Consider the following 26,373-nt stretch of genomic DNA (forward strand, 5'->3'; position numbering starts at 1 on the left):
CGCTCTACCGCCGTGCGCTGCCGCCGTGCGCTACCCCGTGCGCTCAGTATGGTGAGAGCAGCTTCTGCGCGATCTGCGTCGCCGCCGCCTGGTTCGGCTTGCCCCAGGCGAGGACCTGGAGCCAGGAGCCGTCGTGGAGGACGTCGACGACGGTCATCCACGAGTCCTCGGTCTGGAAGCTCCACGTCGCCGCCTCGCCGGTCACGCCGTCGATGGTGAGCGGCGAGCGCGTCGTCACGTCCGGGGACGCGGTGGCTGCGGCGGTGAAGACGGTCGCGGCGTTGCTGAGCCCGGTGATCTCCACCGCCCACCTCGGCGCCTCGGTGTCGGCCGCCCGGTAATCGCAGCGGAATGCGCTGTCGAGTCGGTTGGCAGCCTCCCGCACGGAGAATGGAGGCGGGTTCGCGGCCGACGGATGTACGGTCGTGAGCCCGTACGCCGTGCCGAGCGCGGCGACGATCCCCGCATCGTCGCACGCCGGCCGGCTCGCGAGCTTCGGCGGAGCGGACGGGACCGGCGCCTTACCGAGCGCGGTGACCATCCCCTGAACGGCGGCATGGAAGGTCGGCTCAGCGAGGGCCGTGGCGGACGTCGCCGTGACGGCGAGCCAGGTGTCTCCCACGAGGACGTTCGTGCTGCAGGTCGTCGCCTGGCAGTTCCCGCCTCGCGCCTCGCCACCGGTGTATGCGGCGCCCGGTGCGGGCGTGGCCTCGTCCACGAGCTGCTGCCACGCGTTGCGCGCGTGCGGCAGCGTCTGCACGACCACGGACGGGTCCTGCTGATGATCGAAGCGCAACGGCCCCAGGCCGCCCCAGGCGCAGTACGAGCCGTTGGCGGCCAGAATGGGCCATGGACCGGAGTCTGCGTCTCCCGGCTGCAGGTCGATGAACGTCTGCGGCTCGCCGGATCCGCCCACCAGGGCGCGGACGGCGTCCGGAGTCGTCATAGTGTCACACGCCGTCGCGGCGACCGCCTGCGTCCCTGTCGGCGTCGCCGATGCCGTCGCGGAGCCGCTGGCCCCCGGAGCAGGCGCCGGAGCGCTGACGCAGCCGGACAGCAACGCCGCCAGCGCCGTCGCCCCGCCGACCACCAGTACTGCTCGCGACCGTGTGATCCCCCGCATGATTCCCCCCGAAGTACGTCTGAGTGCTCCCACAGTCAAGCGCACGCCGCATCCCGCAGCCAGCTGGTGCGCGTGACGGTTCGGTAACGACGAAAGAGGGCGCCTCCCGTGTGGGAGACGCCCTCTTCGCGATGCGTTAGGACTTAGAAGTCCATGCCACCGGTCGGGTCGCCGACCGGAGCAGCATTCTTCTCCGGCTTGTCGGCGACGACGGCCTCGGTGGTGAGGAACAGCCCAGCGATCGACGCTGCGTTCTGCAGAGCCGAGCGGGTGACCTTCACCGGGTCGTTGATGCCGGAGGCCAGCATGTCGACGTACTCGCCGGTCGCGGCGTTGAGGCCGTGGCCGACCGGGAGGTTGCGGACCTTCTCGACCACGACGCCGGCCTCGAGGCCTGCGTTGATCGCGATCTGCTTCAGCGGAGCCTCGATGGCGACGCGGACGATGTTGGCGCCAGTGGCCTCGTCACCCGTGAGCTCGAGCTTCTCGAAAGCGGTCTTGCCTGCCTGGATGAGGGCCACGCCACCACCGGCGACGATGCCCTCTTCGACGGCAGCCTTCGCGTTGCGGACGGCGTCCTCGATGCGGTGCTTGCGCTCCTTGAGCTCCACCTCGGTTGCAGCGCCGGCCTTGATGACCGCGACACCGCCGGCGAGCTTCGCCAGGCGCTCCTGCAGCTTCTCACGGTCGTAGTCGCTGTCGGTGTTGTCGATCTCGTTGCGGATCTGAGCGACGCGGCCCGCGATGGCCTCCGGGTCGCCTGCACCCTCGACGATGGTGGTCTCATCCTTGGTGATGACGACCTTGCGTGCCTGACCGAGCAGGTCGAGGGTGACGTTCTCGAGCTTGAGGCCGACCTCCTCGGAGATGACCTGGCCACCGGTGAGGATGGCGATGTCCTGCAGCTGCGCCTTGCGGCGGTCGCCGAAGCCGGGAGCCTTGACGGCGACCGACTTGAAGATGCCGCGGATCTTGTTGACGATCAGCGTGGCCAGGGCCTCGCCGTCGACGTCCTCGGCGATGATCAGGAGCTGCTTGTTGGCCTGGATCACCTTGTCGACGATCGGCAGCAGATCCTTGATGTTCGAGATCTTCTGGTTGGCGATGAGGATGTACGGGTCCTCGAACACCGCCTCCTGGCGGTCCTGGTCGGTGACGAAGTACTGCGACAGGTAGCCCTTGTCGAAGCGCATGCCCTCGGTCAGCTCGAGCTCGGTGCCGAAGGTGTTCGACTCCTCGACGGTGACGACGCCCTCCTTGCCGACCTTGTCGATCGCCTCGGCGATGATGTCGCCGATGGTGGTGTCTCCGGCGGAGATGGATGCGGTCGCAGCGATCTCCTCCTTGGTCTCGACCTCCTTGGCGCTCGCGATGAGCTCCTCGGTGACGGCCTTGACGGCCTTCTCGATTCCACGCTTCAGGGTGATGGGGTCTGCGCCGGCGGCCACGTTGCGGAGGCCCTCCTTGACGAGCGCCTGAGCGAGAACGGTCGCGGTGGTGGTTCCGTCACCCGCGACGTCGTCGGTCTTCTTGGCGACCTCCTTGACGAGCTCCGCGCCGATCTTCTCGAACGGGTCGTCGAGCTCGATCTCCTTCGCGATGGAGACGCCGTCGTTGGTGATCGTGGGGGCTCCCCACTTCTTCTCGAGAACGACGTTGCGGCCGCGCGGGCCAAGCGTCACCTTGACGGTGTCGGCCAGGATGTTGAGGCCGCGCTCAAGGCCGCGGCGGGCGTCCTCGTCGAAAGCAATGATCTTTGCCATGGTTGTTTCTCGTCCCTCCCGGACGTCTGCGAAAGATGCGAACGGTTAGCACTCGATCAGATGGAGTGCTAAAGCGATTCTGGCACTCGTGCCCGTCGAGTGCAAGACGAGACGTCACGCTGGGGGCGGACGCACGAGAGCGCCGCCCCATTCGGGACGGCGCTCCACCAGGTTGGTTGCTGCGTGCTACGCCGGACGCACCGACTCAGCCTGCGGGCCCTTCTGTCCGCTGCCGACTTCGAATACGACCTGCTGACCCTCTTCGAGGACCTTGTAGCCGTTCATGTCGATGGCGGAGTAGTGGACGAACACGTCCTGTCCCCCGTCGTCGACGGTGATGAATCCGTAGCCCTTTTCAGCGTTGAACCACTTCACGGTTCCGTTCGCCATGCATTACTCCTATTGCTGTGTTTCGTAGCGACGGCCCATCACCGGCGCGTTGAATCCAGATACTAATGCTTTCAATGCATGCAATCACCAGCTATTTCGCGAAAAAGACAGGAAATGACCGGAAACCGTTAGAAGTTAAACAAGCCCGAAACAATACGGGACGCACCGAAAAGGTCAGCCCGTGAAGTTGCTTCCCAGCACCACTGTGATATCAGCCCCGGTCGCGGCGTAGTCCTGGGTCTCCGCCGTCGTGGCGCCGGGGAGCGCCTGGGCGACGCCGAGGGCGGCCCCGGCGTTCTTCGCATCCGAGTAATAGACGACGGTCTGGGTGAGGTCGGTCTTGTCCGCATTCGCGAGGGCGCCGACCTTGATGCCGGCGGCTGTCAGCTTGGTGCCTGCGGCCTGTGCGAGGCCCTCGGTCGGAGTGCCGTTGAGCACGTTCACCGTGAGGGCGGGGTCGATGGTCGGCACGATGGTCGGCGTCGGAGACGGCGTCGGCGTCTTCGACGCGGAGCTGGTACCCGGCGTGCCGTGGAAGGAGATGCTGCCGTTGACGAGCGACAGTCCGAAGACGCCGGCTCCGATCAGCACGACGGTGGCGAGTGCCGCCCAGCCGAAGCCGATCCAGCCTCGTCCCTTCGCGCGGGGTGCGCGGTGGGCTCCGACGCGGTTCAGGTCGTCCGGAATCGCGTCGAACCGGTCCTTGGGGTACTTCTCAGCCATCGTGTCGAGGGTCCTCAGTCGTCGGACGCGAGCGTCCGGGAGCTTCTGGCGGCCATTCTCGCCTCGCGCAGTCTGAGCAGGCGCTTGACGAGCATGGGGTCGTGCTGCAGAGCGGCCGGCTGGTCGATCAGTGCACCGAGCAGCTGATAGTACCGTGCCGCGGACAGACCGAACTCCTCGCGGATGGCCTGCTCCTTGGCGCCGGCGTGCCGCCACCACTGCCGCTCGAACGCGATGATGGCGACGTCCCGCTCGCTCAGGCCGTCAGGACGTTGGATGGATGCCCGGTCGTCTGCCGCGTTCGCCACCCTGGTCCCTTCATTCCTGTCGGTCGTGCGTCGCTGGTGCGTTCGCGGTTCATCCTATTTGCGGCTTTCTGTGTGTTGGCCTTCCGCCGCGCGGCGGTTCGCGGGACGAAACAGGGAACAGGCGCGGCCCCGCATCCGTTTAGTGTTGAGAACGACGAAAGGAACACGCATGGAGTACAACGTCGCCAAGAGCGAAGACGAGTGGCGCACAGAGCTCAGCCCGGAGCAGTACGCCGTGCTGCGCGAGGCGGGCACCGAGCGGCCGTGGACGGGCGAGCTGCTCGACGAGAGCCGCGCAGGCCTCTACACCTGCGCCGCCTGTGGAGCGGAGCTCTTCAAGTCGGGCACCAAGTTCGACTCCGGATGCGGCTGGCCGAGTTTCTACGAGTCGGTCCGCCCGGACGCCGTCCAGCTCCTCGAGGACAACAGCCTCGGAATGGTCCGCACCGAGGTCCGCTGCGCGAACTGCGGGTCGCACCTCGGCCACGTCTTCGACGACGGCTTCGGCACCCCGACCGGCGACCGCTACTGCATGAACTCGCTCTCCCTCAACTTCACCGAGGGCGAGTAGGAGTGTCCAAGCTCGTCGACGCTGTCGCCTCCCGTCGCTCGTACTCGCGAGTGACGGAGGCGGCGCCGACCCACGAGCAGCTCCTGCCGCTGATCGCGGCGGCGGGACGGGTGGCTGACCACAGCTCCCTGCACCCGTGGCGCGTGATCGAGCTCCGCGGAAACGCGCGCTCCCGCCTGGGCGCCGCGTTCGCGAAGGATGCGCGCGCCTCCGGCTCCGACGCGGAGAAGATCGCGGCCAAGCCGCTGCGCGCGCCGCTCTTGCTGGCGATCGTCTCCGTGCGGACCAAGAGCGAGAAGGTGCCGGGCTGGGAGCAGGACGCCGTCGCCTCCGGGGTGGCGCACATCCTGAGCCTGCTGCTGCACGACGCCGGCTGGGGCGTGATCTGGCGCACCGGCCATCAGACCAGAGCAAAGGCTGTGCACAAGATGCACGGTCTGAAGAAGAACGAGCGCCTGCTCGGCTGGCTCTACGTCGGCGGCATCCCTGACGGCTCGAAGGAGAGCCACCGCAAGACCGTCGACCCCGAGCGCTACCTCACGACGCTCGCGTAGCCTGCCCGCTTCTGGCGGCGTTCCCCCACCGGATGCTCGCCACGGCGACCGCGACCAGCGCCAGCAGCGTGCCGGCGACCGTCGAGAACGCCACGGGATGCGCGGAGCTCGGCGCGAGCAGATCGAGCAGCAGCGCGGTGAGGAGCTGTCCGGCCACGGTCGCGAGTCCGAGCACGAGCACGCCGAGCACCCGGACCAACAGTGCCGCCCCTGCGATGAAGACGCAGCCGATCGCTCCGCCGACGTAGAGCCACGGCTCGGCGGGCAGCGACGTCGGCCAGCCGGCGATCGACGAGTGGACGACCATCAGGACCGCCAGCACGCTCGTGCCCACCACGAAGTTGATGAAGGTGGCCGTCAGCGCGCTCTCCGCGACGACGCGCACCTGACCATTGACGGCCTGCTGCCAGCCGACGCCGAGGCCGGCGATGAGCGGCAGCGCCATCATCCAGAGCGGGACACTGCCGCCGAACTGCGAGGAGACGGCCCAGCTGACGGCCGCGAGCGCCAGGGCGGCGCCGACGACGCGCGCCGGGGTGAGCGGCCGTTTTCCTCCCGCGCCGATGCCGATCATGTCGAGGACGAGGCCGCTGACGGTCTGACCGGCGACGATCGACACCGTGAACAGCGCGACGCCGAGCACAGCGGCGGTGAGCCCCTGCGACAGCACGAGGAACGCACCGGCGGCGCCGCCGCAGACGTACCACCAGCGCAGCTCTCCCCCGCGGAGGGCGCCGACGACCCTGCCGAGCCCGCGACGGCCGGCCGGTGCGATGGCGAGCGCGACCAGCAGGATGAGCAGGCCGGACCCGAAGGAGATGACGGCGGCGGTGAAGCCGTCTCCGATGCGAGCGCCGAGCTCCCCGTTGACGCGGGACTGCAGGGCGACGCCCGCCCCGCACAGGACGGCGAAGACGATGGCCAGCCACACGGGGAAGGCCCGTCTCCTGTCAGCACTCACCGAACAAGCCTAGATGCACGCGTGCGCAGGAACGGCCGTGCGCCCAGGCGCCGGCACGGCGGTCGGCACGACCCTTCCTGGCCGGCGACGCAGCGGACGCCGCGCTCAGGGAGCCGGCGCGTCGCCGTCCGCCGGGGTGGGATGCGGCAGCCAGGGGATGTTCTCCTCGGGCGCCACGTCCTTCTCGACGGACAGGTCGTAGTCGTCGTCTTCCGGCTTCTTGTCTGTCATGTCCGTCACAGTACGCCAGCAGGGTCACGCCGTATAGCGGGCGCGATCTGCTCGCAGCTCATGCCGGGGGCGCGTCCGCGAGCAGGGCGAGCGGCGACTCCATCGCGTCGGCGATGTCGCGCAGCAGCCCGGCTGCGACGCCCCCGTCCGTCACCCGGTGGTCGAAGACCAGCGAGAGCTGGGCGATGCGCCGTGGGACCACGGCGCCGTCGACCACCCAGGCGCGCTCGATCATCCGGCCGATGCCGAGGATCGCGACCTCCGGGTGGTTGATGATCGCGGCGCTGCCGTCGACGCCGAGGCTGCCGTAGTTGTTGATCGTGAAGGTCGAGCCGGTGAGCTCGGCCGGGGCGAGGCCACCGGCCCGGGCGTCGCGCGTGAGCCTGTCGAACGCGCCGTCGAGCTCTCGGATGGTCATCCGGTCTGCTCGGCGTACGACGGGGACGACGAGTCCGCGCGGGGAGTCGACGGCGAAGCCGAGGTTGACACCGTCGAAGGTGTCGATGCCGGCGCCGTCCGCGGTGACCCGGCCGGCCAGCTCTGGACGGCGCGCGAGCGCTGCCAGCGTGAAGCGGGCGACGAAGGACAGCAGCGACGGCGTCCGGTCGCCGAAGCGAAGGCGGCGACGCGCATCCCACAGCTCGGTGACGTCCACGTCGACCCAGACGGTCGCCTCGGGGATCTCGGAGCGGCTGCGGGTCATGTTCGCGGCGACGGTGCGGCGGAAGAGCGAGAACGGGGTGGATGCGCGGAGCGCGAGCCCCGTGCGCTGGTCGACGGTGGGCGCAGCGGCGGGCGCTGCAGCGCGCGCTGCAGCGCGCGCGGAAGCCGGGGCGACGGCAGCAGCAGCGGGCGCCGCAGCGGCGAACGCCTCCTCCACGTCGCGACGGGTGATGACGCCGCCCTCCCCGGTCGCGCGAACGGTCGACAGGTCGATGCCGTGGGTGCGCGCCAGCGTCCGGACGACGGGCGAGATCACGGGCACGGGTCCGGAACGAGCGGGCACGGACACGGCGGTCGCCGTCACCGTCGAGCGGCGCACGCGGCGACGGCCGGAGCGGTGCAGCTCTGTCGTGCCGTAGCCGACGAGCACGTGGCCGGAGCCGGCCGTGCTCGTCTGGTCCGGCGTGCGCTGGTTCTCGGGCGCGCTCTGCGGCTCGTCCTGTGTGCTCTGCGGCTCGTCCACCTCGATCAGCGGGGCGCCGACGGCCAGCGCCTCGCCCTCCTCGCCGTGCAGCGCGGCGACGGCGCCAGCGAACGGCGACGGCACCTCCACGACCGACTTGGCCGTCTCCACCTCGGCGATGGGCTGGTCGACGGCAATCACGTCGCCGACCGCGACCAGCCAGCGCACCAGCTCCGCCTCGGTGAGTCCCTCGCCGAGGTCCGGCAGCCGGAAGACCTGCGCGCTCACGCGTCCTCCCACTGCAGGTCGTCCACCGCGTCCAGGACGCGGTCGACCCCTGGCAGGTAGAACCGCTCCAGCTTGGGCGGCGCGAACGGGGTGTCGAATCCGGTCACCCGGCGAACGGGCGCCTCCAGCACGTGGAAGCAGCGCTCGGAGACCCGTGCCGCGATCTCGCTGGCCATGCTGGCGAAGCCAGGCGCCTCCGCGATCACCACGGCACGCCCCGTCGAGCGCACAGCGGCGCAGACCGTCTCGTCGTCGAACGGCACGAGGCTGCGCAGGTCGACCACCTGCAGGCTGCGCCCCTCCTCCTCTGCGGCCTCCGCCGCGGCGAGCGCGACGGGCACGCTCGGGCCGTATGCGATCAGCGTCGCGTCCGTGCCCTCCCTGGCGATGCGGGCTCGGCCGAGCTGCGGGATGGGAGCGGCGAGGTCGACCTCGCCCGTGGACCAGTAGAGCTTCTTCGGCTCCAGGAACACCACGGGATCCGGCGACGCGATGGATGCGCGGAGCAGCCCGTACGCATCCTGCGGCGTTGCAGGCGACACCACCGTCAGCCCCGGCGTGTGCGCGTAGTACGACTCGGACGAGTCGGAGTGGTGCTCGACCCCTCCGATGCCGCCCGCGTACGGGATGCGGATCACCATCGGGAGCCGCACCGCCCCCTTGGTGCGGTTGCCCATCTTGGCCACGTGGTCGACGATCTGCTCGAACGCCGGGTACGCGAACGCGTCGAACTGCATCTCGACCACCGGGCGCATCCCGTTCATGGCCATGCCGACGGCGGTGCCCACGATTCCGGCCTCCGCGAGCGGGGTGTCGAAGCAGCGGGCCTCGCCGAACCGGGCGGCGAGGCCGTCGGTGATGCGGAAGACGCCGCCGAGCACGCCGACATCCTCGCCGAAGACGAGGACGGAAGGGTCGGCGTCGAGAGCGTCCGCCATCGCCCGGTTGATGGCCTGGGCCATCGACATGGTGACGATCGTCGGCTCCGCCGCGGTGCCGCCGGTCGCGCCGTGGTCGGCCGGTGCGTCGTGCATGAGCGTCATCTGGCTGCCTCCTGGTCGTGTGCGGTGTCTGCCTGCCGCTGTCTGGCCAGCTCGTCGGCGAGCTGCGCCGCCTGCTCGCGCAACTGCGGCGTCTGCGCGGCGTAGACGTGTGCGAACAGGTCTTCCAGATGCGGTTCGGCCTCGGCGTTGACGGCGGCACGCAGGTCGCTGGCGACCCTCTCCGCGTGGGCCTGGAGCTCGACCTCGTCTCCGTCGCTCAGTGCATCCATCGACCTCAGCCAGGCGCGCACCCGTAGCAGAGGGTCGCGGGCGAGCCAGGGCGTGACCTCGTCGTCGCTGCGGTAGCGGGAGGCGTCGTCGGCGTTGGTGTGCGACTGGATGCGGTACGTCAGCGCCTCCACGAGGGTCGGGCCTCCCCCGTCGCGGGCCTCGTCCACCGCCTCGCCGAGGACGGCGAGCAGTGCGGCGAGGTCGTTCCCATCGACCTGACGGCCGCGCATCCCGTAGCCGATGCCCTTGTGCGCGATGCTGGGCGCGGCCGTCTGTCTGCTGAGCGGCACCGAGATGGCGTAGCCGTTGTTCTGCACGAGGAAGACGACGGGCAGGTGGAAGACGGCGGCGAAGTTCATCGCCTCGTGGAAGTCGCCCTCGCTGGTGGCGCCGTCGCCGCAGATGGCGAGGACGACCGTGTCCTCGCCGCGCATCCTGGCGGCGTGCGCGAAGCCGACGGCGTGCAGGAGCTGGGTGGCGAGCGGCGTGGCCTGCGGGGCGACGTTGTGCTCGCGCGGGTCGTAGCCGGAGTGCCAGTCTCCGCGCAGCAGCTGGAACGCGTCGAACGGGTCGACGCCGCGCGTGATGACGGCGACCGTGTCGCGGTAGGTGGGGAACAGCCAGTCGCCGTCGGCGAGCACCATGGCCGCTGCGACTTCGCAGGCCTCCTGGCCGTGCGACGACGGGTAGACGGCGAGCCTGCCCTGGCGCACGAGCGCGTTGGCCTGGTCGTTGATGCGACGGCCGAGCACGAGCTTGCTGTAGCCGTCGAGCATCCGCTCGACGGACGGGGTGGGGTATAGGTCGTCCTCGTGGGACGAACCGTCCTGTTCGATCAGCCGCAGCGGGGTGGCGCACGGCAGCAGGTCGTCGGCGTGCATCCGTTCTCCTTTGAAAGACGTCGCTGTCTTTCAGGATGACTTCGCTGGATCGCGCGCGCTAGAGGTGCGACGTTTTCGAGACGAATGGATGCGCATCCTCTGTTTCGATGTCAAACTGTCTGACAGACATGGACGACATCGACTCCCGCATCATCGACGCGCTGCGCGCCGACGGCCGCGCCTCCATCACGGCGGTCGCCGAGGCGGCGCACGTCTCCCGCGCGAACGCGTACACGCGGCTCTCCCGGCTGATCGAGGATGGCGTGATCACGGGGTTCACGGCGAAGGTCGACCCCCGGCTGTCCGGCCGCGCGTCGTCGGCCTACGTGACGCTGCGGGTGGACCAGGCGTCCTGGCACGAGCTCAGGGACACGCTCGGCGCCATCCCGGAGGTGGAGCACTTCGCGCTGGTCGGCGGCGACTTCGACGTGATCCTGCTCGTCCGCGCCCGCGACAACGAAGACCTGCGCCGCGTCGTCCTGGAGCAGCTGCCGGCGATCCCCTCCGTCCGCGACACCAAGACGTCGCTCGTCTTCGAGGATCACGACCTCCGGTAGCCGCGTGCGCTCAGGCCGTGTCGATGATCAGTCGGCCTTGTCCAGGATGAGGTTGGTGATGCGGGCGGTGCAGAGGCGGTTGCCATCCTCGTCGGTCACGACGATCTCGTGAGACGCGATGGTGCGCCCGAGGCGGATGGCCGTCGCGATGCCGGTCACGAGTCCGGTGCGGGCCGAGCGGTGGTGCGTTGCGTTGATGTCGACGCCGACGGCCGTGCGGCCTGGGCCGGCGTGGATCACGGCCGCCCAGGAGCCGAGCGCCTCCGCGAAGGCGACGGACGCGCCGCCGTGCAGCAGCCCGAACGACTGCCGGTTGCCCTCGACCGGCATCGTGGCGACCACGCGCTCCGCCGACTGTTCCAGGATGCGGACCCCCATCTTCTCGTCCAGTTCCCCGAGGTGGATGGTCCAGTCGCCGTCGCTCATGCGCCACAGCATAGCCGCGGAGTTGTGGTGAGCGGCCGCGTCTGAAAAGATTACTTCCTGAACGTTCGGTCGGTAATTCCGGACGTCGCTCGATGATGAACGAACAGGGGCAGCAATGACCGAGGCCTACCTCGTCGGCGGAGTGCGCACGGCGGTCGGACGCTACGGCGGAGCCCTGAGCGGAGTGCGTCCCGACGATCTCGCGGCGCTCGTGATCGCCGAGGCCGTTCGCCGCGCCGGCATCGAGCAGCACACGATCGACGAAGTGATCTTCGGTGCGGCCAACCAGGCGGGAGAGGACAACCGCAACGTCGCCCGCATGGCCACGCTGCTCGCCGGGCTGCCGGACGCGGTGCCGGGCATCACGGTGAACCGGCTCTGCGCATCGGGGCTCTCCGCAGTCACAATGGCGGCGCAGGCGGTCAGGGCAGGGGACGCGGACATCGTCGTCGCCGGCGGGGTCGAGTCGATGACCAGAGCGCCCTGGGTGCAGGGCAAGCCGGAGCGCGCCTTCGCGAAGCCAGGGCCGCAGTTCGACACGTCGATCGGCTGGCGCTTCACCAACCCTCGCTTCCTGGAGCGAGACAAGGCCACGTACTCGATGCCGGAGACGGCGGAGGAGGTGGCGCGCCTCGACGGCATCAGCCGCGCCGACGCAGACGCCTTCGCCCTGCGCAGCCACCAGCGCGCGGCCGCTGCGACGGACGCCGGACGGTTCGCGGACGAGATCCTGCCGGTCGAGACGCCGCGGGGAACCGTGACGGCCGACGAGAGCATCCGCCGAGACACGACGATGGATGCGCTCGCCGCGCTCAAGCCGGTCGTCGCGGGCGGCAGCGTGGTCACCGCGGGCAACGCGTCTCCGCTCAACGACGGCGCCTCCGCGATCGTCGTGGCGAGCGCCGACGCGGTCGCCAGGTACGGTCTGACGCCGAGAGCCCGCGTCGTCGTCGGCACGAGCGTCGGCGTCGCACCCGAGATCATGGGCCTCGGCCCCGTGCCTGCGGTGAACAAGGCGCTGGAGCGCAGCGGGCTCGACATCGGACAGCTCGGCAGCATCGAGCTGAACGAGGCGTTCGCCAGTCAGTCGCTCGCGTGCATCAGAAGACTCGGGCTGGACGGCGATCGCGTCAACGCCGACGGCGGCGCCATCGCGCTCGGGCACGCGCTCGGTTCGAGCGGCGCCCGCCTGCTGGTCACCCTGCTCGGGCGGATGGAGCGCGAGCGCTCGCAGTACGGGCTCGCCACGATGTGCGTCGGCGTCGGCCAGGGCGCCGCGATGATCGTGGAGAGAGCATGAGCGGCGCCGGCAGCGGCGGGAACAGGGCTGAGAGCGGAGCGGGGATGAACGGGATGCGCACGCTCCTGGTCGAGGAGGGCGACGACCGCGTCGTCGTGCGGCTGAACCGCCCGGAGGCCAGGAACGCGATCGACCAGCGGATGGTCGACGACCTGCACGAGCTGTGCGCCGCCCTGGAAGCGGAGCCGCGCATCCTGATCGTCACGGGCGGCGACGGGGTGTTCGCGTCCGGAGCCGACATCGCCGAGCTGCGCGAACGGACGGCGGCCGACGCGCGCCTCCTCATCAACGCCACGGTGTTCAGCCGGATCGCGGCCCTTCCGCTCCCGGTGATCGCCGCCGTCGACGGCTACGCGCTCGGCGGAGGGGCGGAGCTGGCGTACGCGGCCGACTTCCGCATCGGCACCCCCCGGCTGCGCATCGGCAACCCGGAGACGGGGCTCGGCATCATCGCGGCGGCCGGTGCGCTCTGGCGGCTGGCGGAGCTGGTCGGCGAGCCGCTGGCCAAGGAGATCGTGCTCGCCGGACGCGTCCTGAACGGCGAGGAGGCGCTGGCGGCGCGGCTCGTCACCGAGCTGCACGAACCGGAGGCTCTGCTGCCCGCCGCGCACGCGCTGGCCGACCGCATCGCCGCCAACGACCGGCTGGCCACGCGGTACACCAAAGCGGTCTTCCACGCGCCGCGCTCCGCGCATCCCGCAGCGGAGGCGGACGCGCAGGCCGTGCTGTTCGAATCGCCGGAGAAGCACAGGCGGATGACCGAGTTCCTGGAGCGGAGGCGGAAGCGATGAGCGGTGGCGACGAACGGAGCGGGGCTCCCGTCTCCAGTGGCGTTCCCGAGCGCGTCGGGGTGCTCGGCGGCGGCCGCATGGGCGCGGGCATCGCCCACGCGTTCCTCCTGGCCGGGGCGGCCGTGACCGTGGTGGAGCGCGACGACGAGGCGGCGGACGCCGCCCGCGCGCGCGTCAGGAGTGCCATCGACGCGTCGGTGCAGCGCGGAGCGACCGAGCACAGCGCCGACGACCTGGCGAAGCAGCTCTCGACCGCGACCTCCACCGACGGCTTCGGCTCCTGCGGCCTGGTCGTCGAGGCCGTTCCGGAGGACCGCGACCTCAAAGTGGATGCGCTGCGCCGCGTGGAGAGCGCGCTGGCCGACGACGCCGTTCTCGCGAGCAACACCTCCTCCATCTCCATCGACGAGCTCGCCGGCGCCCTCCGCTCCCCCGACCGCTTCCTCGGGATGCACTTCTTCAATCCCGTGCCGGCGTCGTCGCTCGTCGAGGTGGTCACCGGCGCTGCCACCCTGCCGGAGGTGGTGACGACGGCGCAGGGCTGGGTCGCCGCGATCGGCAAGACGCCCATCACCGTGTCCGACGCACCCGGCTTCGCCTCGTCGCGGCTCGGCGTCGCCCTCGGACTCGAGGCGATCCGGATGCTCGAGGAGGGCGTCGCGAGCGCCGAGGACATCGACGCCGCGATGGTGCTCGGCTACAAGCATCCGGTCGGCCCGCTGCGGCTCACCGACCTGGTGGGCCTGGATGTGCGGCTCGGCATCGCCGAGTACCTGCACGAGCACCTCGGCGCACGCTTCGAACCGCCTGCCCTGCTGCGCTCGATGGTCGCCGCAGGGCGCCTCGGGCGGAAGTCGGGGCGTGGCTTCTACGACTGGCCGGACGCGCAGGCCCCGACGCCCCAGACGACCCCGACGACCCCGACGACCTCATCCACCGATTCCCACCCCGCGACCCCGGAGGTTCACCGATGAACCAGCACGACATTCTTCCCAGCTATGTCACGGGCGGGTGGTGGACGCCGGCGGCCGACGACACGGACGCCGCCGAGGTGCGCGACGCCTCCACCGGCGAGCTCGTCGCCAGGGTGAGCACGGCCGGTCTGGACCTGGCGGGCGCGCTCGAATACGCCCGCACGGTCGGGCAGGCGTCGCTCGGCGCGCTGACCTTCCACCAGCGTGCCGTGCTGCTCAAGCAGTTCGCGCAGGCGCTCACCGCTCGCAAGGACGAGCTGTACGCGCTGTCCAGCCGTGCAGGTGCCACGAAGACCGACTCGTGGATCGACATCGACGGCGGCATCGGCGTGCTCTTCACGTACTCGTCGAAGGGGCGGCGCGAGCTGCCGAACGGCCAGGTGTACCTCGACGGTCCTGTCGAGTCGCTGTCCGCGGACGGCTCGTTCATCGCCCGCCACATCTACACCAGGCTGAACGGCGTCGCCGTGCAGATCAACGCGTTCAACTTCCCGGTGTGGGGCGCGCTGGAGAAGTTCGCCCCGGCGTTCCTCGCCGGGGTGCCGACGCTGGTGAAGCCCGCGACGCCCACCGGATATGTCGCAGAGGCGATGGTGCGCATCCTGGACGAGACCGGGCTGCTGCCAGCGGGATCGCTGCAACTGGTGTCCGGCGCTGTCCCCGACCTGTTCGAGAACCTGCGGCTCGGCGACATCGTCGCGTTCACCGGTTCGGCGTCGACCGCGGAGAAGCTGCGCGCGCACGACGCCGTGCAGACCGGCGGGGTGCGGTTCACCAGCGAAACCGACTCGATCAACGCCTCCGTGCTCGGCGCGGACGCTGTGGCGGGGACTCCGGAGTTCGACGCGTACGTGAAGCAGCTGGTGACAGAGTTGACGGCGAAGTCCGGCCAGAAGTGCACCGCGATCCGCCGCGCCATCGTGCCGGCCGCCGCGGTGGACGACGTGGTGGCCGCCGTGCGCGAGCGCATCCAGCAGCGGGTGGTCGTCGGCGACCCGCGGGCGGACGGCGTGACCATGGGCCCGCTCGCATCGCTCGCACAGCGTGAGGAGGTGCTGCGCCAGGTCGGCCGCCTGGTCGACGCCGGCGGCGAGATCGTCGTCGGCGACCTCGCGGTGCCGGAGGTGCTGCGCGCGGACGGCTCGACCGGCCGGGAGGCGGACGGCGCGTTCGTGTCCCCCATCGTGCTCCGCTTCGCCGACGCCGACGTGGATGCGGTCCACACGATCGAGGCGTTCGGCCCCGTCGCGAGCATCCTGAGCTACGACACCACGGCGGACGCGGTGCGCCTGGTGGCACGCGGCGGCGGCTCGCTCGTCACCAGCGTCGCGACCCACGACACTGCTCTCGCGCGGGACCTCGTGACCGGTATCGCCGCATCCAACGGCCGCGTGCTGCTGCTCGACCGCGACGACGCCCGCACCTCCACCGGCCACGGATCGCCGATGCCGCACCTGGTGCACGGCGGGCCCGGCCGGGCAGGCGGCGGCGAGGAGCTGGGCGGCATCCGTGCCGTGCTGCACCACATGCAGCGCACGGCGATCCAGGGCACGCCGGAGCTGCTGACGGCTGTGACCGGGGTGTGGCACCAGGGCGCGACGGCGAGCGCGGACGGGGTGCACCCGTTCCGCAAGGCGCTGTCGACCCTGACGATCGGCGACCAGGTGCTCTCGAAGAGCCGCCGCGTCACCCTCGACGACATCGAGACGTTCGCGACGTTCACCGGCGACACGTTCTACGCGCACATGGACGAGGAGGCGGCGGCCGCCAACCCGTTCTTCCCCGGCCGTGTCGCCCACGGCTACCTCCTCGTGTCTTGGGCGGCCGGGCTGTTCGTCGACCCTGCTCCAGGGCCGGTGCTCGCGAACTACGGCCTGGAGAACCTGCGCTTCCTGACGCCGGTGGTGCCGGGCGACAGCATCCGGGTGACCTTGACGGCCAAGCAGATCACGCCCCGTGAGACGGACGAGTACGGCGAGGTGCGCTGGGATGCGGTCATCCACAACCAGCACGACGAGACGGTCGCCACGTACGACGTGCTGACGCTCGTGTCGAAGGAGTGATGCGGCGGGGGCGCGTTTGGGGGGCTTTCGCCGTCAGTCGCGGGGGTACGGCGTGATGCTCGGGCTGTTCGTCGGACGGTACGGGTTGGGGTCGGTTTCGTTGAAGGTGCGATACCCGTTCGGGCCGGCGAATTTCTCCAAGCTGGCATCAGTGGAGCACTCGGAGTAGATGCTGAGATTGAAAGAGATCGTGTTGGCGTAGACAGCGGCATAGAGGCTGCCGTCGTGCCTATCAGCGCGAAAGGACGTGTCGTGCTCAGACCCGCGGTCGATATCTCCGACCGCCGTCACACTGTAGCCCTGGCTTTCCCAGAACTCACCCATCTTCCTGGCGAACGCAACCGGATCCCCGTCCGGCGCGTGACGGAGGGTGACTTCGAAGAGCATGCCGCGGTTGCCTGGCCCGGTCGTACAACTTGCGCCGATGAACTCTTCAGTAGGAGGATCCCATTCCGCCGCATCGGGCAAGAGGCCGAATCTCCACCTGTCAGGAAACCCTGAAGCGGCGATCGCAGCTTCCATCGCCGCGATGGTCTCGATACGCAGCTGCTGCCCCGTCTTGTGGGAATCAGGATACTTCGACGGCATAGCGCAACCTCCAAGAGTAAGAACTGTGACGACAGCGACCAGCAGGGCGCGGACAGCGCGGTTCATCGACTCAAATCCGTCTGCCGGGACAGACGCTCAAGGTCCACCCCCACGTTCACGCAAGCAGCCGCGGAGCTCATCGTCACCAACACGGCCATCGGACCGCGCACCGTCAGTCGGGGGTACGGGGTGATGCTCGGGCTGTTCGTCGGACGATACGGATTCGGGTCGTTCCAATCGAACGAGCGATACCCGTTCGGGCCGGCGAACTTCTCCAGACTGGGATCAGTCGTACACTCGGAGTACACGCCGAGATTGAACGCCGTTGTGTGCGCAGTCACGCCCGCGTAAAGGCTGCCGTCACTGCGGTCTGCGCGAAGTTCCGTGAAGTGCCGCGCCCCGCGATCGATATCGCCCACTGCCGTCACGGTGTAGCCCCGGCTTTTCCAGAACTCACCCATCTTCATGGCGAATGCAACCGGATCCCCGTCCGGCGCATGAAAGAGTTCGACCTGGAAGAGCTGGCCCCGGTTGCCGGGTCGGGTGGCGCAACCCGCACCGATGAACTCCTCCGTAGCAGGGTCCCATTGTGCGGCGTCCGGGCCGAGATCGAAACCCCAGCCATCGGGAAATCCCGAAGCGGCGATCGCAGCTTCCATCGCCGCGATGGTCTCGATACGCAACTCCTGCCCAGTCTTGCGAGAATCAGGATAATTCGACGGCATAGTGCAACCTCCAAGAGTAAGAGTCGTGACGGCAGCTACCATCAGGGCGCGGAAGACGCGGGTCATCGACCCGAACCCACCTGCCGGGACAGACGCTCAAGGTTCGCCGCAGCCTGCCGATTGTGTTCCGCGGCCTTCTTGCCGGTATCCGTCAGCGGACCACTGAGCTTTTCCAACTTGCCCGTCGTGACCGCCGCAATGTTCTGGAGGGACTGGGTGTTCCGGTCGTAGTACCCGTGTCCTTCGGACGGTTCCGTGTTCCCAATCCACCCCAGCGTGGACCTGTCCGACGTACCGATCGGGTTGTGCCCATCCACCGCAAGCAGATCCTTCCCATCACCGTCCGAATTGAACGACTGGGCACCCCCGAACGACTCGCCGAACGGCAGCGTCAGGTCCGGATTCGGGTTGGCACGTCCCGAAAACGCGGCCCCGAACGGGGCGAGCTGGTCCGGAGACGCAGCGGTCGTATACACACGATCCGCCCTGATTGCCGACACCGAGCGCACCACGGAGGTGTCGATGCCCGCAGAACCCACCATCACGAACGAGTCGATCTTCGTCTTCACCAGCGTCAGCCCGATCGAGGCCATCGTCGTGCCGTAGGAATGCGCGGTGACGGAGATCGGCGAGTACGTAGACGAGAAGCCGTTGCGCACCTCGGCGTTGCCATCGAGCTCCGCCGCCAACCGCGCTGCACCGTTCTTCGCCGCGTCGCTGAAATTCACGCCCATAGCGTCGGGGTTGTCGTATTCGAAAGCTGCCACCACTCCCGAGTTCGAGCCACCGAGATCGGACTGAGCTCTCCACAGGTTCTTGCCCGCGGTACTCCAATCCTCCAAGGCATCTTCGGCGCCGAATCCCATCCCGCCCGCGCACCAGGTCGTCGGCCAGCAGGTGTCGAGGTCCCCGTACCCGACAGCGAACATCGGAGGCTCTGCGAAGAAGTTGAACGCCACCAGTTGAACGGGAACATCCTTATCGGGAGGGGTGAGCGCCTTCTTCATCGCTGCAATCACGGCGCGCTGGGCATCAGTGAGACTAGGGTCCTTCTTCGCCGCCTCGTAGCTGATCAGGTTCGCGGTGTTCCGGTCTTTGTACGGCACCCCGGGGAGATTGCCTATGATCCCGGGGACGGCCTGGATGCAGGCCGCTCGCCTCTTCGCGTCGAGGCTGTGCCACCACCCGGCCACCGCTTCGGGCGCCGGCGGGTTCTCCCAGAACTGCTGCGCCAGCGCAGGATCGGCCAGGAGGGCCTTCAATTGGTCGAGCGGGAGCCGACCGAGCATCGACAGCAGCGTGACGCCGCCGGACCCGGTGACCTTCTCCATCGTGGTCAGCGTCCCGACGGCGGCGGTGAACTCCTGAAGATCCGCGAACAGCGAGTCCGGAGAGGCGGAAGCGGCGCGCTCGATCGCCGCGGCGAAGCGGGTCTCCGCGTCGCCGAACGCCCACTGAGCGGCGCGGGCATGCGCACGAGCCTGCTCCAGCCGCTCCTGCGCCTCCTCCAGGGTCCTCGCGGCCCGGTCGCGGTCGGACCGGAGCATTTCCGCGTGCTGTTTCGCCGCGACCACCTCGGCCAGCGACGGAACCTGGGTTCTCGGAGGGGGCGTGGTGTTCGCATACGTGGAGAAGAGGTGGGTCATCTCCTCCACCGCCGCGATGGCCTGACCGCAGGAACCGGCCAACGCCAGCATCGACGCCTCGGCCATCGCGATCTCCGCCTGCGCCTCTTCCGCAGCACGCAGTGCCCGATCCGCATCGAACTGCGCGGCGAACATCGCCTCCGCCCATTTCTGGCTGGCATCACCGGCCTCGAAATTCCGTTTCGACGCCTGGTCGATGGCGACCTGGAGGGCGCTCAACCGTGCACGGAACGCCTGTCCGGCAAGACCCGACCAGGCCGGAGCCCCCACCTGCATGCCTACAGCGCTCAGAAGTCCTGAGATGGACCAGAACCACGCGCCACGCGCCCGGAGGTCCATCGTCAAGGAGTCCACCACGTCCACATTCCCCGGAGTGGGGTCGTCGTCGAACTCGACGGGCGACCAGTCCGTCACCCTAGAACGCACGAGCGCCTCCCGCAAAACCTCTCGCCGCCTCGGTGTCGCGTCGCACATACGTGTCCGCCGCCGCGCCGAGCAGTGCGGCCAGTCTCTCGACGCTCCGCACCGCCGCCGAGCACTCCGACGACCACGTCGGGTAGTACCGCTCGAACGCCGCATCCGCTCTGGCGCTCCCCAGGTCCCCCATGCCGACGGTCACGCTCCGAGGCGCAGCCGGCATCGTCCCCAGGACGCGTGCGCCGTCTCGCAGTTCATCGACCCGCACGGAGATTGTCCCAGTCATACTCTCCACCCTCATGTTCTTCGTCAAGAGTAGGTCATACAGTACACCGGATTTTTATTCATAATTTCATCGGCACGAAGAGTGCGCGCCGAAGACTCCTCGATCGACGGAGGAGCGGCGTTCTCCGTCGGGACGGAGTCGGCTCAGGCGGACGGGCGCGCGACTACTTCACGCGGAGGCCGTCGAGGGCGACGGTGAGGACGTCGGCGGCGAGCTGGTCGGCGTCCTCCTGGCCGCCTGGGCGGTACCACTCGGCGATCGAGTTGATCATGCCGAAGAGGAGTCGCGAGACGATGCCGGGGTCGAGGTCGGCGCGCAGAGAGCCTGCGTCGCGCGCCTCCACCACGAGGGAGGCGACCGCGCGGTCGAAGGCGCGGCGTCTGGCCAGGGCGGCGCGCTCCACCTCGGTGTTGCCGCGCACGCGGAGCAGCAGCGTCACGTACGGCAGCTTGTCGACGAGCACGCGCACCGCGCCGCGCAGCACGTGGGCGAGGCGGTCGGCGGCGTCGCCCGTCGTCGCGCCGTCCTCGGTGAGGACACCCTCCAGGCTGTCGAGGGCTTCGCCGAGCGCCAGCTCCAGCAGCTCGTCCTTGGACGAGACGTGGTGGTAGATGGCCGATTTGGAGAGGCCGAGCCGTTCGGCGAGCATCCCGATGGAGGTGGCGTCGTAGCCGTGCTCGTTGAAAGCCGCGACGGAGACCTCGAGGATGCCGCGCTGATCGTAGCCAGGGCGGCCCCGTCGGATCTCGGTCTCAGTCATAGCCCTCAAGTCTGGCATACCGCGGATGCGCCTACCGCAGGTCGAACAGCCTCTGCTGCTTGCCCGCACTCGGCTCCAGCCTGCCCGGCTCCTCGCGCGCCACGTTCACCGTCACACCGATGCGCTCCTTCACCCGCTGCACCAGCAGCGCGCACGCCCTGTCCGCCGCATCCGCGTCGGCGCCAGGGCGGGACTCGATGCGCACGGTCAGCACATCCAGCGTCGCCGGGCGGGTCAGTTCGAGGACGAAGTGCGGAGAGAGGTCGTCGATGCCGAGCACCAGCTCCTCGATCTGCGTCGGGAACAGGTTCACGCCGCGCAGGATGATCATGTCGTCGTCGCGCCCTGTCACCTTCTCGATGCGGCGCATTCCGGGCCTGGCCGTGCCAGGCAGCAGCCTGGTGAGGTCGCGGGTGCGGTAGCGCAGCACGGGGAAACCCTCCTTGGTGAGGCTGGTGAACACCAGCTCGCCCGGGCTGCCGTCCTGCAGCACGGCGCCGGATTCCGGGTCGACCACCTCTGGCAGGAAATGGTCCTCCCAGATGTGCGGGCCGTCTTTCGTCTCCAGGCACTCGCTGCCGACGCCCGGCCCCATCACCTCGCTGAGCCCGTAGATGTCGAGCGCGTCGATGCCGAGCCTGTCCTCCAGCTCCAGCCGCATCGCGTTCGTCCACGGCTCAGCGCCGAGCACTGCGGCACGCAGGGAGGTCGAGCGCGGGTCGATGCCCGCCTCCACCATCGCGTCGGCGATCGTCAGCAGGTAGCTCGGCGTGCACAGGATCACCTCCGGCTCGAAGTCCTGGATGAGCTGCACCTGCTTGGCGGTCTGCCCGCCCGACATCGGGATGACGGTCGCACCGAGCTTCTCGATGCCGGCGTGGGCGCCGAGGCCGCCCGTGAACAGGCCGTAGCCGTATGCGTTGTGCACGCGCATCCCCGGTCGCACCCCTGCAGCACGGAGAGAGCGGGCGACGAGCGACGCCCAGCGGTCGAGGTCGCCTGCGGTGTACCCGACGACCGTCGGGCGCCCCGTGGTGCCGGAGGAGCAGTGGATGCGCGCGATGCGCTCCATCGGAACGGCGAACATGCCGAACGGGTACGTCTGCCGCAGGTCCTCCTTGGTGGTGAACGGCAGCATGGCCACGTCGTCGAGCGTGCGGATGTCGTCCGGCCGCACGCCGGCCGCATCCAGCTTGGCGGTGTACAGCGGCACGTTGTCGTACGCGTGCCGTACGGTCCACTGCAGGCGTTTCAGCTGCAGAGCGCGAAGCGCGTCGCGGTCGAGCCGTTCCTCCTGATCGAGCTCGTCCGCCGCCGGCGGGCGGAATGCTGGCTTGGTCGGTGTCGTCGTCGACATCGGGACCTCCGTTGGTGCTGTCGTGCTGGTGAGGAAGGGGAAAGGAAGGGTGGGCTAGGCGGTGCGAGTGGTGGTGTGGCTGCGCCCACGGAACTCCGCGACGGGTTCGCCGTCGTCGTCGGTTACGCTCACGTCGTAGAGGCCGGTCCGGCCGCTGCGCGCCCGCACCCGCGCCGTCGCGGTGAGGGTCTGGCCGGCCGTGGTCGGTTTGAGGAAGACGATGTCGGCTCCGGATGCGAGGGTCACCCGCTCGTCCTCGTTGCAGGCGATCGCGAACGCCGTGTCGGCGAGCGAGAAGACGAAACCGCCGTGGGTGACGTCGAAGCCGTTGAGCATGTCGTCGCGGATGAGCATCCGGACGGTGGCGCTGCCGGGTTCCGACTGCTCCACGACCATGCCGAGGGCGCGGGATGCTCTGTCGCGTTCCATCATCGCCTTGGCGGGCGCGTGCGTCATTCCGACCTCCTCGTCGCCGGCCCCGCCGCGTTTGCCGGACCGTGTTCCAGACTATATACTAACCGAACGATCAGTTAGTAATTCGGAAGGGTCGACGATGACCATCACGGCAGAGCCGCTCCCTCAGGAGCGCACACCGGAAGAGCTTCGCTTCGCCGAACTCCTCGACACCGACTCCCGCGTCGAGCCACGCGACTGGATGCCGGACGACTACCGCAAGACCCTCATCCGGCAGATGTCCCAGCACGCGCACTCAGAGATCATCGGGATGCAGCCGGAGGCCAACTGGATCACCCGTGCCCCGAGCCTCAAGCGCAAGGCCATCCTGATGGCGAAGGTGCAGGACGAGGCGGGCCACGGCCTCTACCTCTACTCCGCCACGCAGACCCTCGGCATCACCCGCGACGAGATGACGGAGCAGCTGATCGCCGGCAAAGCGCGCTACTCCTCGATCTTCAACTACCCCACGCTGAGCTGGGCGGACATGGGCGCGATCGGCTGGCTGGTCGACGGCGCTGCGATCTGCAACCAGGTGCCGCTGTGCCGCGCGTCGTACGCGCCGTACGGACGCGCGATGGTGCGCATCTGTAAAGAGGAGTCGTTCCACCAGCGGCAGGGCTTCGAGATCCTGCTCACGCTGATGCGCGGGACGGCCGAGCAGCGCGAGATGGCCCAGGATGCGGTGAACCGCTGGTACTGGCCGTCGCTGATGATGTTCGGCCCGCCGGACGACGACTCCCCCAACTCCGCCCGCTCGATGGCGTGGAAGATCAAGCGCTTCTCCAACGACGACCTGCGCCAGCGGTTCGTCGGGATGCTCGTGCCGCAGGCCGAGGTGCTCGGCGTCACGCTGCCCGACCCCGACCTGCGCTGGAACGAGGAACGCCAGGCGTACGACCTCGGCCCGATCGACTGGACGGAGTTCCAGGAGGTACTCGCCGGCCGCGGGCCGTGCAACGCGCAGCGGATGGCGCGCCGCCGCGAGGCGCACGAGGACGGACGCTGGGTGCGCGAGGCCGCCGCGGCGTACGCAGCCAAACAAGCCGGCGCAACGCAGGCCGACGCCGCCTCTCCCGGACAGGCGGTCGCCTGATGGCCGCCCCCGGCACACCGGACGCCGGCCACGCGGAGATCTGGCCGCTCTGGGAGGTCTTCGTGCGCTCGAGCCGCGGGCTCAGCCACGTGCACGTCGGTTCCCTGCACGCGCCGGACGAGACGATGGCCGTGCGCAACGCCCGCGACCTCTACACCCGTCGCAGCGAGGGCGTCTCGATCTGGGTGGTCCCGTCCGACGCGATCACCGCCAGCGATCCGGATGCGAAGGGAGCGTTCTTCGAGTCGCCTTCCGGGAAGAACTACCGCCACGCCACCTACTACACCGAGAGCGAGGGGGTGAAGCACCTGTGACAGAGCCCACCACCGAGCCGGAGCACGGTCACATCGAACTCTCCGCCGTCTCCCTCGACAGCGAGTTCATCGCGGGCGACGAGCTCGCTGGGCCGGACACGGCCGAGTACGCCACCCGGCTGGGCGACGACGCCCTCGTGCTCTCGCAGCGCCTCGGCTCCTGGATCTCCCGCGCACCGGAGCTGGAGGAGGACGTCGCGCTCGGCAACATCGCGCTCGACCTGCTCGGGCACGCGCGCTCCCTCCTGCGCTACGCGGGGACCGCATCCGGCCGGTCGGAGGACGACCTCGCCTACTGGCGCGACGAGCACGAGTTCCGCTCCGCGCACCTGATGGAGCAGCCGAACGGTGACTTCGCGCACACCATCGTGCGGCAGTTCGCCGTCTCGCACTACCTCTTCGAGCTGTACGAGCGGCTGCGCGCCTCCGCAGACCCGACCCTCGCCGCCATCGCGGCCAAGGCGGTCAAAGAGGTCGACTACCACCGCGACCACGCCGACCAGTGGATGCTCCGCCTCGCGCTCGGCACGGACGAGTCGCGCCGCCGCACCGTCACCGCGCTCTTCGACCTGTGGCCGTACGTCGAGGAGCTGTTCACCGACGACGAGCTGTTCGACCGGCTCGAGGACGTCGCGCCGCGTCCGTCGTCGCTGCGTCCGGCATTCGACGCGAGCATCCGCCCGGTGCTCGACGAGACCGGACTGGAACTGCCGGCCGTGTTCACCGCCTCGGGCGGCGGGAGGCACGGACGGCACTCGGAGCACCTGGGGCCGATGCTCGCCGAGATGCAGGTGCTCGCCAGGCAGTTCCCCGGAGCCACCTGGTGAGCGGCCATTTCGCCGAGGCGGACACCGCCTGGAACGTGGCAGCGGCCGTCGTGGATCCTGAGGTGCCCGTGCTCACGATCGACGACCTCGGCGTACTGCGCGAGGTCACCGTCACCGACGACGGCGTGCACGTCGTCGTCACCCCGACGTACAGCGGGTGTCCGGCCATGGAGACGATCCGCGCCGACGTGGTGCAGGCGCTCACCGCCGCCGGCTTCGGTCCCGTCACGGTGCGTCTCGCGCTCTCCCCCGCCTGGACAACGGACTGGATCAGCGACAAGGGCAAAGCAGCGCTCGCGGAATTCGGGATCGCGCCGCCGACCGGTGCCGCCGCCGTCGCCTCAGGGCCGGTGCGCATCCGGATGGCCGTGAAGTGCCCGAACTGCCAGTCGCTCGACACCCGCGAGCTCTCGCACTTCGGCTCCACATCGTGCAAGGCGCTGTACGAGTGCCGCGCGTGCGGTGAGCCGTTCGACTACTTCAAGGTGCTGTGATGGCGCGCGCACGATTCCACACGCTCGCAGTCGCGGACGTGCGGCCGCTCACCGCGGCCAGTGTCGAGGTGACGTTCGCCGTGCCGGAGGCGCTGCGCGGCGAGTACGACTACCAGCCGGGGCAGCACGTCGCCCTCCGCGCCACCGTGTCCGGACGCGAGCTGCGCCGCAGCTACTCGATCTGCCGGCCGCCGCAGCGTCCGACCGATGGTCGGGCGGGCAGCATCAGCGTCGCGATCAAGCGCGACCTGGGCGGCGCGTTCTCCACCTGGGCCACCAGCGAGCTCAAGCCGGGCGACCGCATCGACGTGATGAGTCCGCAGGGCACATTCACCACCGACCTCGGCAGCCTCGACGGCAAGCACATCGTCGGGATCGCCGCCGGCTCCGGTATCACGCCGCTGATGTCGCTCGCGCACAGCATCCTGTCGGCGTCCGACACCTCGCAGTTCACGCTCGTCTACACGAACAGGACGGCGATCGACGTCATGTTCCTGGAAGAGCTGGCCGATCTGAAAGACCGGTACCCGTCGCGGCTCGCGCTGCACCACGTGCTCTCCCGCGAGCAGCGCTCTGCGCCGCTGCTGTCCGGCCGCATCGACGAGGAGCGATTCCGCCGGATGCTCGACGTGCTCATCCCGCCCGCCACGGTGGACGAGTGGTTCCTCTGCGGCCCGTTCGAGCTGGTGCAACTCTGCCGGGACGTGCTGGAGTCCGTCGGCGTCGACCGCTCGCACCTCCGGTTCGAACTGTTCACCACCGGCGAGCCGGGGCAGGTCACCGGCGACGCCGGTCACCCCGTCGTCGCTCGCGAGGGCGACAAGACCGTGCAGATCGAGTTCACGCTCGACGGCCAGACCTCGACGGTCGACACTCCGGTGGATGCGAACGAGTCCGTGCTGAACGCCGCCCTGCGGGTGCGGCCGGACGTGCCGTTCGCCTGCGCCGGCGGTGTCTGCGGCACCTGCAGGGCGCGGCTCGTCACCGGCGACGTGCGCATGACGGAGAACTACGCCCTCGAACCGGAGGAGCTGGAGCGCGGCTACGTGCTCACCTGCCAATCGCATCCACTGACCGACCGCGTCGTCGTGAACTACGACGTTTAG

General features: G+C 69.4%; 30 protein-coding genes. 12 read left to right on the plus strand and 18 right to left on the minus strand.

The genetic code is table 11. The features are described from left to right. Positions 1-43: 43 nt before the first annotated feature. The 5 genes from ACIRCZ_RS07780 to ACIRCZ_RS07800 all read right to left on the minus strand — a co-directional run bounded on the left by ACIRCZ_RS07780 (position 44) and on the right by ACIRCZ_RS07800 (position 4,307). The gene (locus ACIRCZ_RS07780; RefSeq protein WP_402851384.1) at positions 44-1,123 is read right to left on the minus strand and encodes a hypothetical protein; all 1,080 of its coding nucleotides are present in this window, start codon (positions 1,121-1,123) and stop codon (positions 44-46) included. 143 nt (positions 1,124-1,266) lie between these two features. Further along, positions 1,267-2,886: a chaperonin GroEL gene (gene groL, locus ACIRCZ_RS07785; protein ID WP_055895208.1), complete on the minus strand. Its 1,620-nt coding sequence runs from the start codon at positions 2,884-2,886 to the stop codon at positions 1,267-1,269. Positions 2,887-3,072: 186 nt separating this feature from the next. Beyond that, positions 3,073-3,276, minus strand: a complete 204-nt coding sequence (locus ACIRCZ_RS07790) for a cold-shock protein (RefSeq protein WP_055895205.1) — start codon at positions 3,274-3,276, stop codon at positions 3,073-3,075. 174 nt (positions 3,277-3,450) lie between these two features. Further along, the gene (locus tag ACIRCZ_RS07795) at positions 3,451-3,999 is read right to left on the minus strand and encodes a LytR C-terminal domain-containing protein (RefSeq protein ID WP_055895202.1); all 549 of its coding nucleotides are present in this window, start codon (positions 3,997-3,999) and stop codon (positions 3,451-3,453) included. Between the two features lie 14 nt (positions 4,000-4,013). Beyond that, positions 4,014-4,307 carry a DUF3263 domain-containing protein gene (locus ACIRCZ_RS07800; RefSeq protein ID WP_055895200.1) on the minus strand — a complete coding sequence of 98 codons (294 nt, stop codon included), beginning with the start codon at positions 4,305-4,307 and terminating at the stop codon, positions 4,014-4,016. Between the two features lie 169 nt (positions 4,308-4,476). On the opposite strand from ACIRCZ_RS07800, the gene msrB reads away from it, so the two are divergent. Further along, positions 4,477-4,878 (plus strand): peptide-methionine (R)-S-oxide reductase MsrB, encoded by a 402-nt coding sequence (gene msrB, locus ACIRCZ_RS07805; protein WP_055895199.1) that lies wholly within the window; start codon positions 4,477-4,479, stop codon positions 4,876-4,878. A gap of 2 nt (positions 4,879-4,880) precedes the next feature. Continuing rightward, entirely contained in the window at positions 4,881-5,432 is a 552-nt protein-coding gene (locus tag ACIRCZ_RS07810; protein WP_402851391.1) for a nitroreductase family protein, read from the plus strand. Here the strand turns inward: ACIRCZ_RS07810 and ACIRCZ_RS07815 are convergent. From ACIRCZ_RS07815 to pdhA, 5 genes are all read right to left on the minus strand, one after another. Next, complete coding sequence (locus tag ACIRCZ_RS07815; protein WP_402851394.1) at positions 5,416-6,393, minus strand: DMT family transporter; 978 nt, start codon at positions 6,391-6,393, stop codon at positions 5,416-5,418. The two genes, ACIRCZ_RS07810 and ACIRCZ_RS07815, sit on opposite strands and share 17 nt — an antisense overlap. Before the next feature lie 105 nt (positions 6,394-6,498). Further along, positions 6,499-6,624 (minus strand): hypothetical protein, encoded by a 126-nt coding sequence (locus tag ACIRCZ_RS07820; protein ID WP_268765811.1) that lies wholly within the window; start codon positions 6,622-6,624, stop codon positions 6,499-6,501. Between the two features lie 58 nt (positions 6,625-6,682). After that, positions 6,683-8,038, minus strand: coding sequence for a dihydrolipoamide acetyltransferase family protein (locus ACIRCZ_RS07825; RefSeq protein ID WP_402851397.1), 1,356 nt, complete (start codon positions 8,036-8,038; stop codon positions 6,683-6,685). Further along, complete coding sequence (locus ACIRCZ_RS07830; RefSeq protein ID WP_402851400.1) at positions 8,035-9,081, minus strand: alpha-ketoacid dehydrogenase subunit beta; 1,047 nt, start codon at positions 9,079-9,081, stop codon at positions 8,035-8,037. Before ACIRCZ_RS07830 ends, ACIRCZ_RS07825 begins: the two co-directional genes overlap by 4 nt. Then, on the minus strand, positions 9,078-10,193 hold the full coding sequence (gene pdhA, locus ACIRCZ_RS07835) for a pyruvate dehydrogenase (acetyl-transferring) E1 component subunit alpha (protein ID WP_402851403.1): 1,116 nt from the start codon (positions 10,191-10,193) through the stop codon (positions 9,078-9,080). The genes ACIRCZ_RS07830 and pdhA overlap by 4 nt, the downstream gene beginning before the upstream one ends. A 128-nt stretch (positions 10,194-10,321) precedes the next feature. On the opposite strand from pdhA, the gene ACIRCZ_RS07840 reads away from it, so the two are divergent. Continuing rightward, positions 10,322-10,750 carry an Lrp/AsnC family transcriptional regulator gene (locus tag ACIRCZ_RS07840; protein WP_402851406.1) on the plus strand — a complete coding sequence of 143 codons (429 nt, stop codon included), beginning with the start codon at positions 10,322-10,324 and terminating at the stop codon, positions 10,748-10,750. A 27-nt stretch (positions 10,751-10,777) separates the two neighbouring features. Here the strand turns inward: ACIRCZ_RS07840 and ACIRCZ_RS07845 are convergent, their stop codons facing one another. Beyond that, positions 10,778-11,176 carry a PaaI family thioesterase gene (locus ACIRCZ_RS07845; protein WP_402851409.1) on the minus strand — a complete coding sequence of 133 codons (399 nt, stop codon included), beginning with the start codon at positions 11,174-11,176 and terminating at the stop codon, positions 10,778-10,780. Between the two features lie 115 nt (positions 11,177-11,291). Between ACIRCZ_RS07845 and ACIRCZ_RS07850 the strand changes: the two genes are divergently transcribed. Genes ACIRCZ_RS07850 through paaZ form a run of 4 tightly spaced genes read left to right on the plus strand, consistent with a single transcriptional unit; the run spans position 11,292 to position 16,304 of the window. After that, on the plus strand, positions 11,292-12,476 hold the full coding sequence (locus ACIRCZ_RS07850; protein WP_402851412.1) for a thiolase family protein: 1,185 nt from the start codon (positions 11,292-11,294) through the stop codon (positions 12,474-12,476). 44 nt (positions 12,477-12,520) lie between these two features. After that, on the plus strand, positions 12,521-13,267 hold the full coding sequence (locus ACIRCZ_RS07855) for an enoyl-CoA hydratase/isomerase family protein (RefSeq protein ID WP_402851701.1): 747 nt from the start codon (positions 12,521-12,523) through the stop codon (positions 13,265-13,267). Further along, positions 13,264-14,241, plus strand: coding sequence for a 3-hydroxyacyl-CoA dehydrogenase family protein (locus ACIRCZ_RS07860; protein ID WP_402851415.1), 978 nt, complete (start codon positions 13,264-13,266; stop codon positions 14,239-14,241). Before ACIRCZ_RS07855 ends, ACIRCZ_RS07860 begins: the two co-directional genes overlap by 4 nt. Then, a complete protein-coding gene (gene paaZ, locus ACIRCZ_RS07865; RefSeq protein ID WP_402851418.1) occupies positions 14,238-16,304 on the plus strand; it encodes a phenylacetic acid degradation bifunctional protein PaaZ in 2,067 nt (688 codons plus the stop codon). The genes ACIRCZ_RS07860 and paaZ overlap by 4 nt, the downstream gene beginning before the upstream one ends. A 33-nt stretch (positions 16,305-16,337) precedes the next feature. Here paaZ and ACIRCZ_RS07870 read toward each other — a convergent pair whose 3' ends face one another. From ACIRCZ_RS07870 to paaI, 7 genes are all read right to left on the minus strand, one after another. Beyond that, the gene (locus ACIRCZ_RS07870) at positions 16,338-16,892 is read right to left on the minus strand and encodes a hypothetical protein (protein ID WP_402851420.1); all 555 of its coding nucleotides are present in this window, start codon (positions 16,890-16,892) and stop codon (positions 16,338-16,340) included. A gap of 62 nt (positions 16,893-16,954) precedes the next feature. Next, the gene (locus tag ACIRCZ_RS07875; RefSeq protein WP_402851423.1) at positions 16,955-17,617 is read right to left on the minus strand and encodes a hypothetical protein; all 663 of its coding nucleotides are present in this window, start codon (positions 17,615-17,617) and stop codon (positions 16,955-16,957) included. Positions 17,618-17,679: 62 nt separating this feature from the next. Then, positions 17,680-19,677 (minus strand): alpha/beta hydrolase, encoded by a 1,998-nt coding sequence (locus ACIRCZ_RS07880; RefSeq protein WP_402851426.1) that lies wholly within the window; start codon positions 19,675-19,677, stop codon positions 17,680-17,682. 1 nt (position 19,678) lies between these two features. Beyond that, entirely contained in the window at positions 19,679-19,966 is a 288-nt protein-coding gene (locus ACIRCZ_RS07885) for a hypothetical protein (protein ID WP_157480350.1), read from the minus strand. A 163-nt stretch (positions 19,967-20,129) separates the two neighbouring features. Then, on the minus strand, positions 20,130-20,726 hold the full coding sequence (locus ACIRCZ_RS07890; RefSeq protein WP_402851430.1) for a TetR/AcrR family transcriptional regulator: 597 nt from the start codon (positions 20,724-20,726) through the stop codon (positions 20,130-20,132). A gap of 31 nt (positions 20,727-20,757) precedes the next feature. After that, positions 20,758-22,083: a phenylacetate--CoA ligase PaaK gene (gene paaK / locus ACIRCZ_RS07895; protein WP_402851433.1), complete on the minus strand. Its 1,326-nt coding sequence runs from the start codon at positions 22,081-22,083 to the stop codon at positions 20,758-20,760. 54 nt (positions 22,084-22,137) lie between these two features. Then, positions 22,138-22,539, minus strand: coding sequence for a hydroxyphenylacetyl-CoA thioesterase PaaI (gene paaI, locus ACIRCZ_RS07900; protein WP_055895173.1), 402 nt, complete (start codon positions 22,537-22,539; stop codon positions 22,138-22,140). Positions 22,540-22,636: 97 nt separating this feature from the next. Here paaI and paaA point away from each other — a divergent pair, with 97 nt between their 5' ends. The 5 genes from paaA to paaE are packed head-to-tail and all read left to right on the plus strand — an operon-like array spanning position 22,637 to position 26,373. Further along, positions 22,637-23,632, plus strand: a complete 996-nt coding sequence (paaA, locus tag ACIRCZ_RS07905) for a 1,2-phenylacetyl-CoA epoxidase subunit PaaA (RefSeq protein WP_402851437.1) — start codon at positions 22,637-22,639, stop codon at positions 23,630-23,632. Next, positions 23,632-23,946: a 1,2-phenylacetyl-CoA epoxidase subunit PaaB gene (gene paaB, locus ACIRCZ_RS07910; RefSeq protein ID WP_055895169.1), complete on the plus strand. Its 315-nt coding sequence runs from the start codon at positions 23,632-23,634 to the stop codon at positions 23,944-23,946. The genes paaA and paaB overlap by 1 nt, the downstream gene beginning before the upstream one ends. Next, positions 23,943-24,773 (plus strand): 1,2-phenylacetyl-CoA epoxidase subunit PaaC, encoded by an 831-nt coding sequence (gene paaC / locus ACIRCZ_RS07915; RefSeq protein WP_055895167.1) that lies wholly within the window; start codon positions 23,943-23,945, stop codon positions 24,771-24,773. Before paaB ends, paaC begins: the two co-directional genes overlap by 4 nt. Continuing rightward, positions 24,770-25,267, plus strand: coding sequence for a 1,2-phenylacetyl-CoA epoxidase subunit PaaD (gene paaD / locus ACIRCZ_RS07920; RefSeq protein ID WP_055895165.1), 498 nt, complete (start codon positions 24,770-24,772; stop codon positions 25,265-25,267). The genes paaC and paaD overlap by 4 nt, the downstream gene beginning before the upstream one ends. Further along, positions 25,267-26,373 carry a 1,2-phenylacetyl-CoA epoxidase subunit PaaE gene (gene paaE, locus ACIRCZ_RS07925; protein ID WP_055895164.1) on the plus strand — a complete coding sequence of 369 codons (1,107 nt, stop codon included), beginning with the start codon at positions 25,267-25,269 and terminating at the stop codon, positions 26,371-26,373. The genes paaD and paaE overlap by 1 nt, the downstream gene beginning before the upstream one ends.

It is taken from the genome of Leifsonia sp. NPDC102414, from assembly GCF_044765685.1.
Classification (GTDB): domain Bacteria; phylum Actinomycetota; class Actinomycetes; order Actinomycetales; family Microbacteriaceae; genus Leifsonia.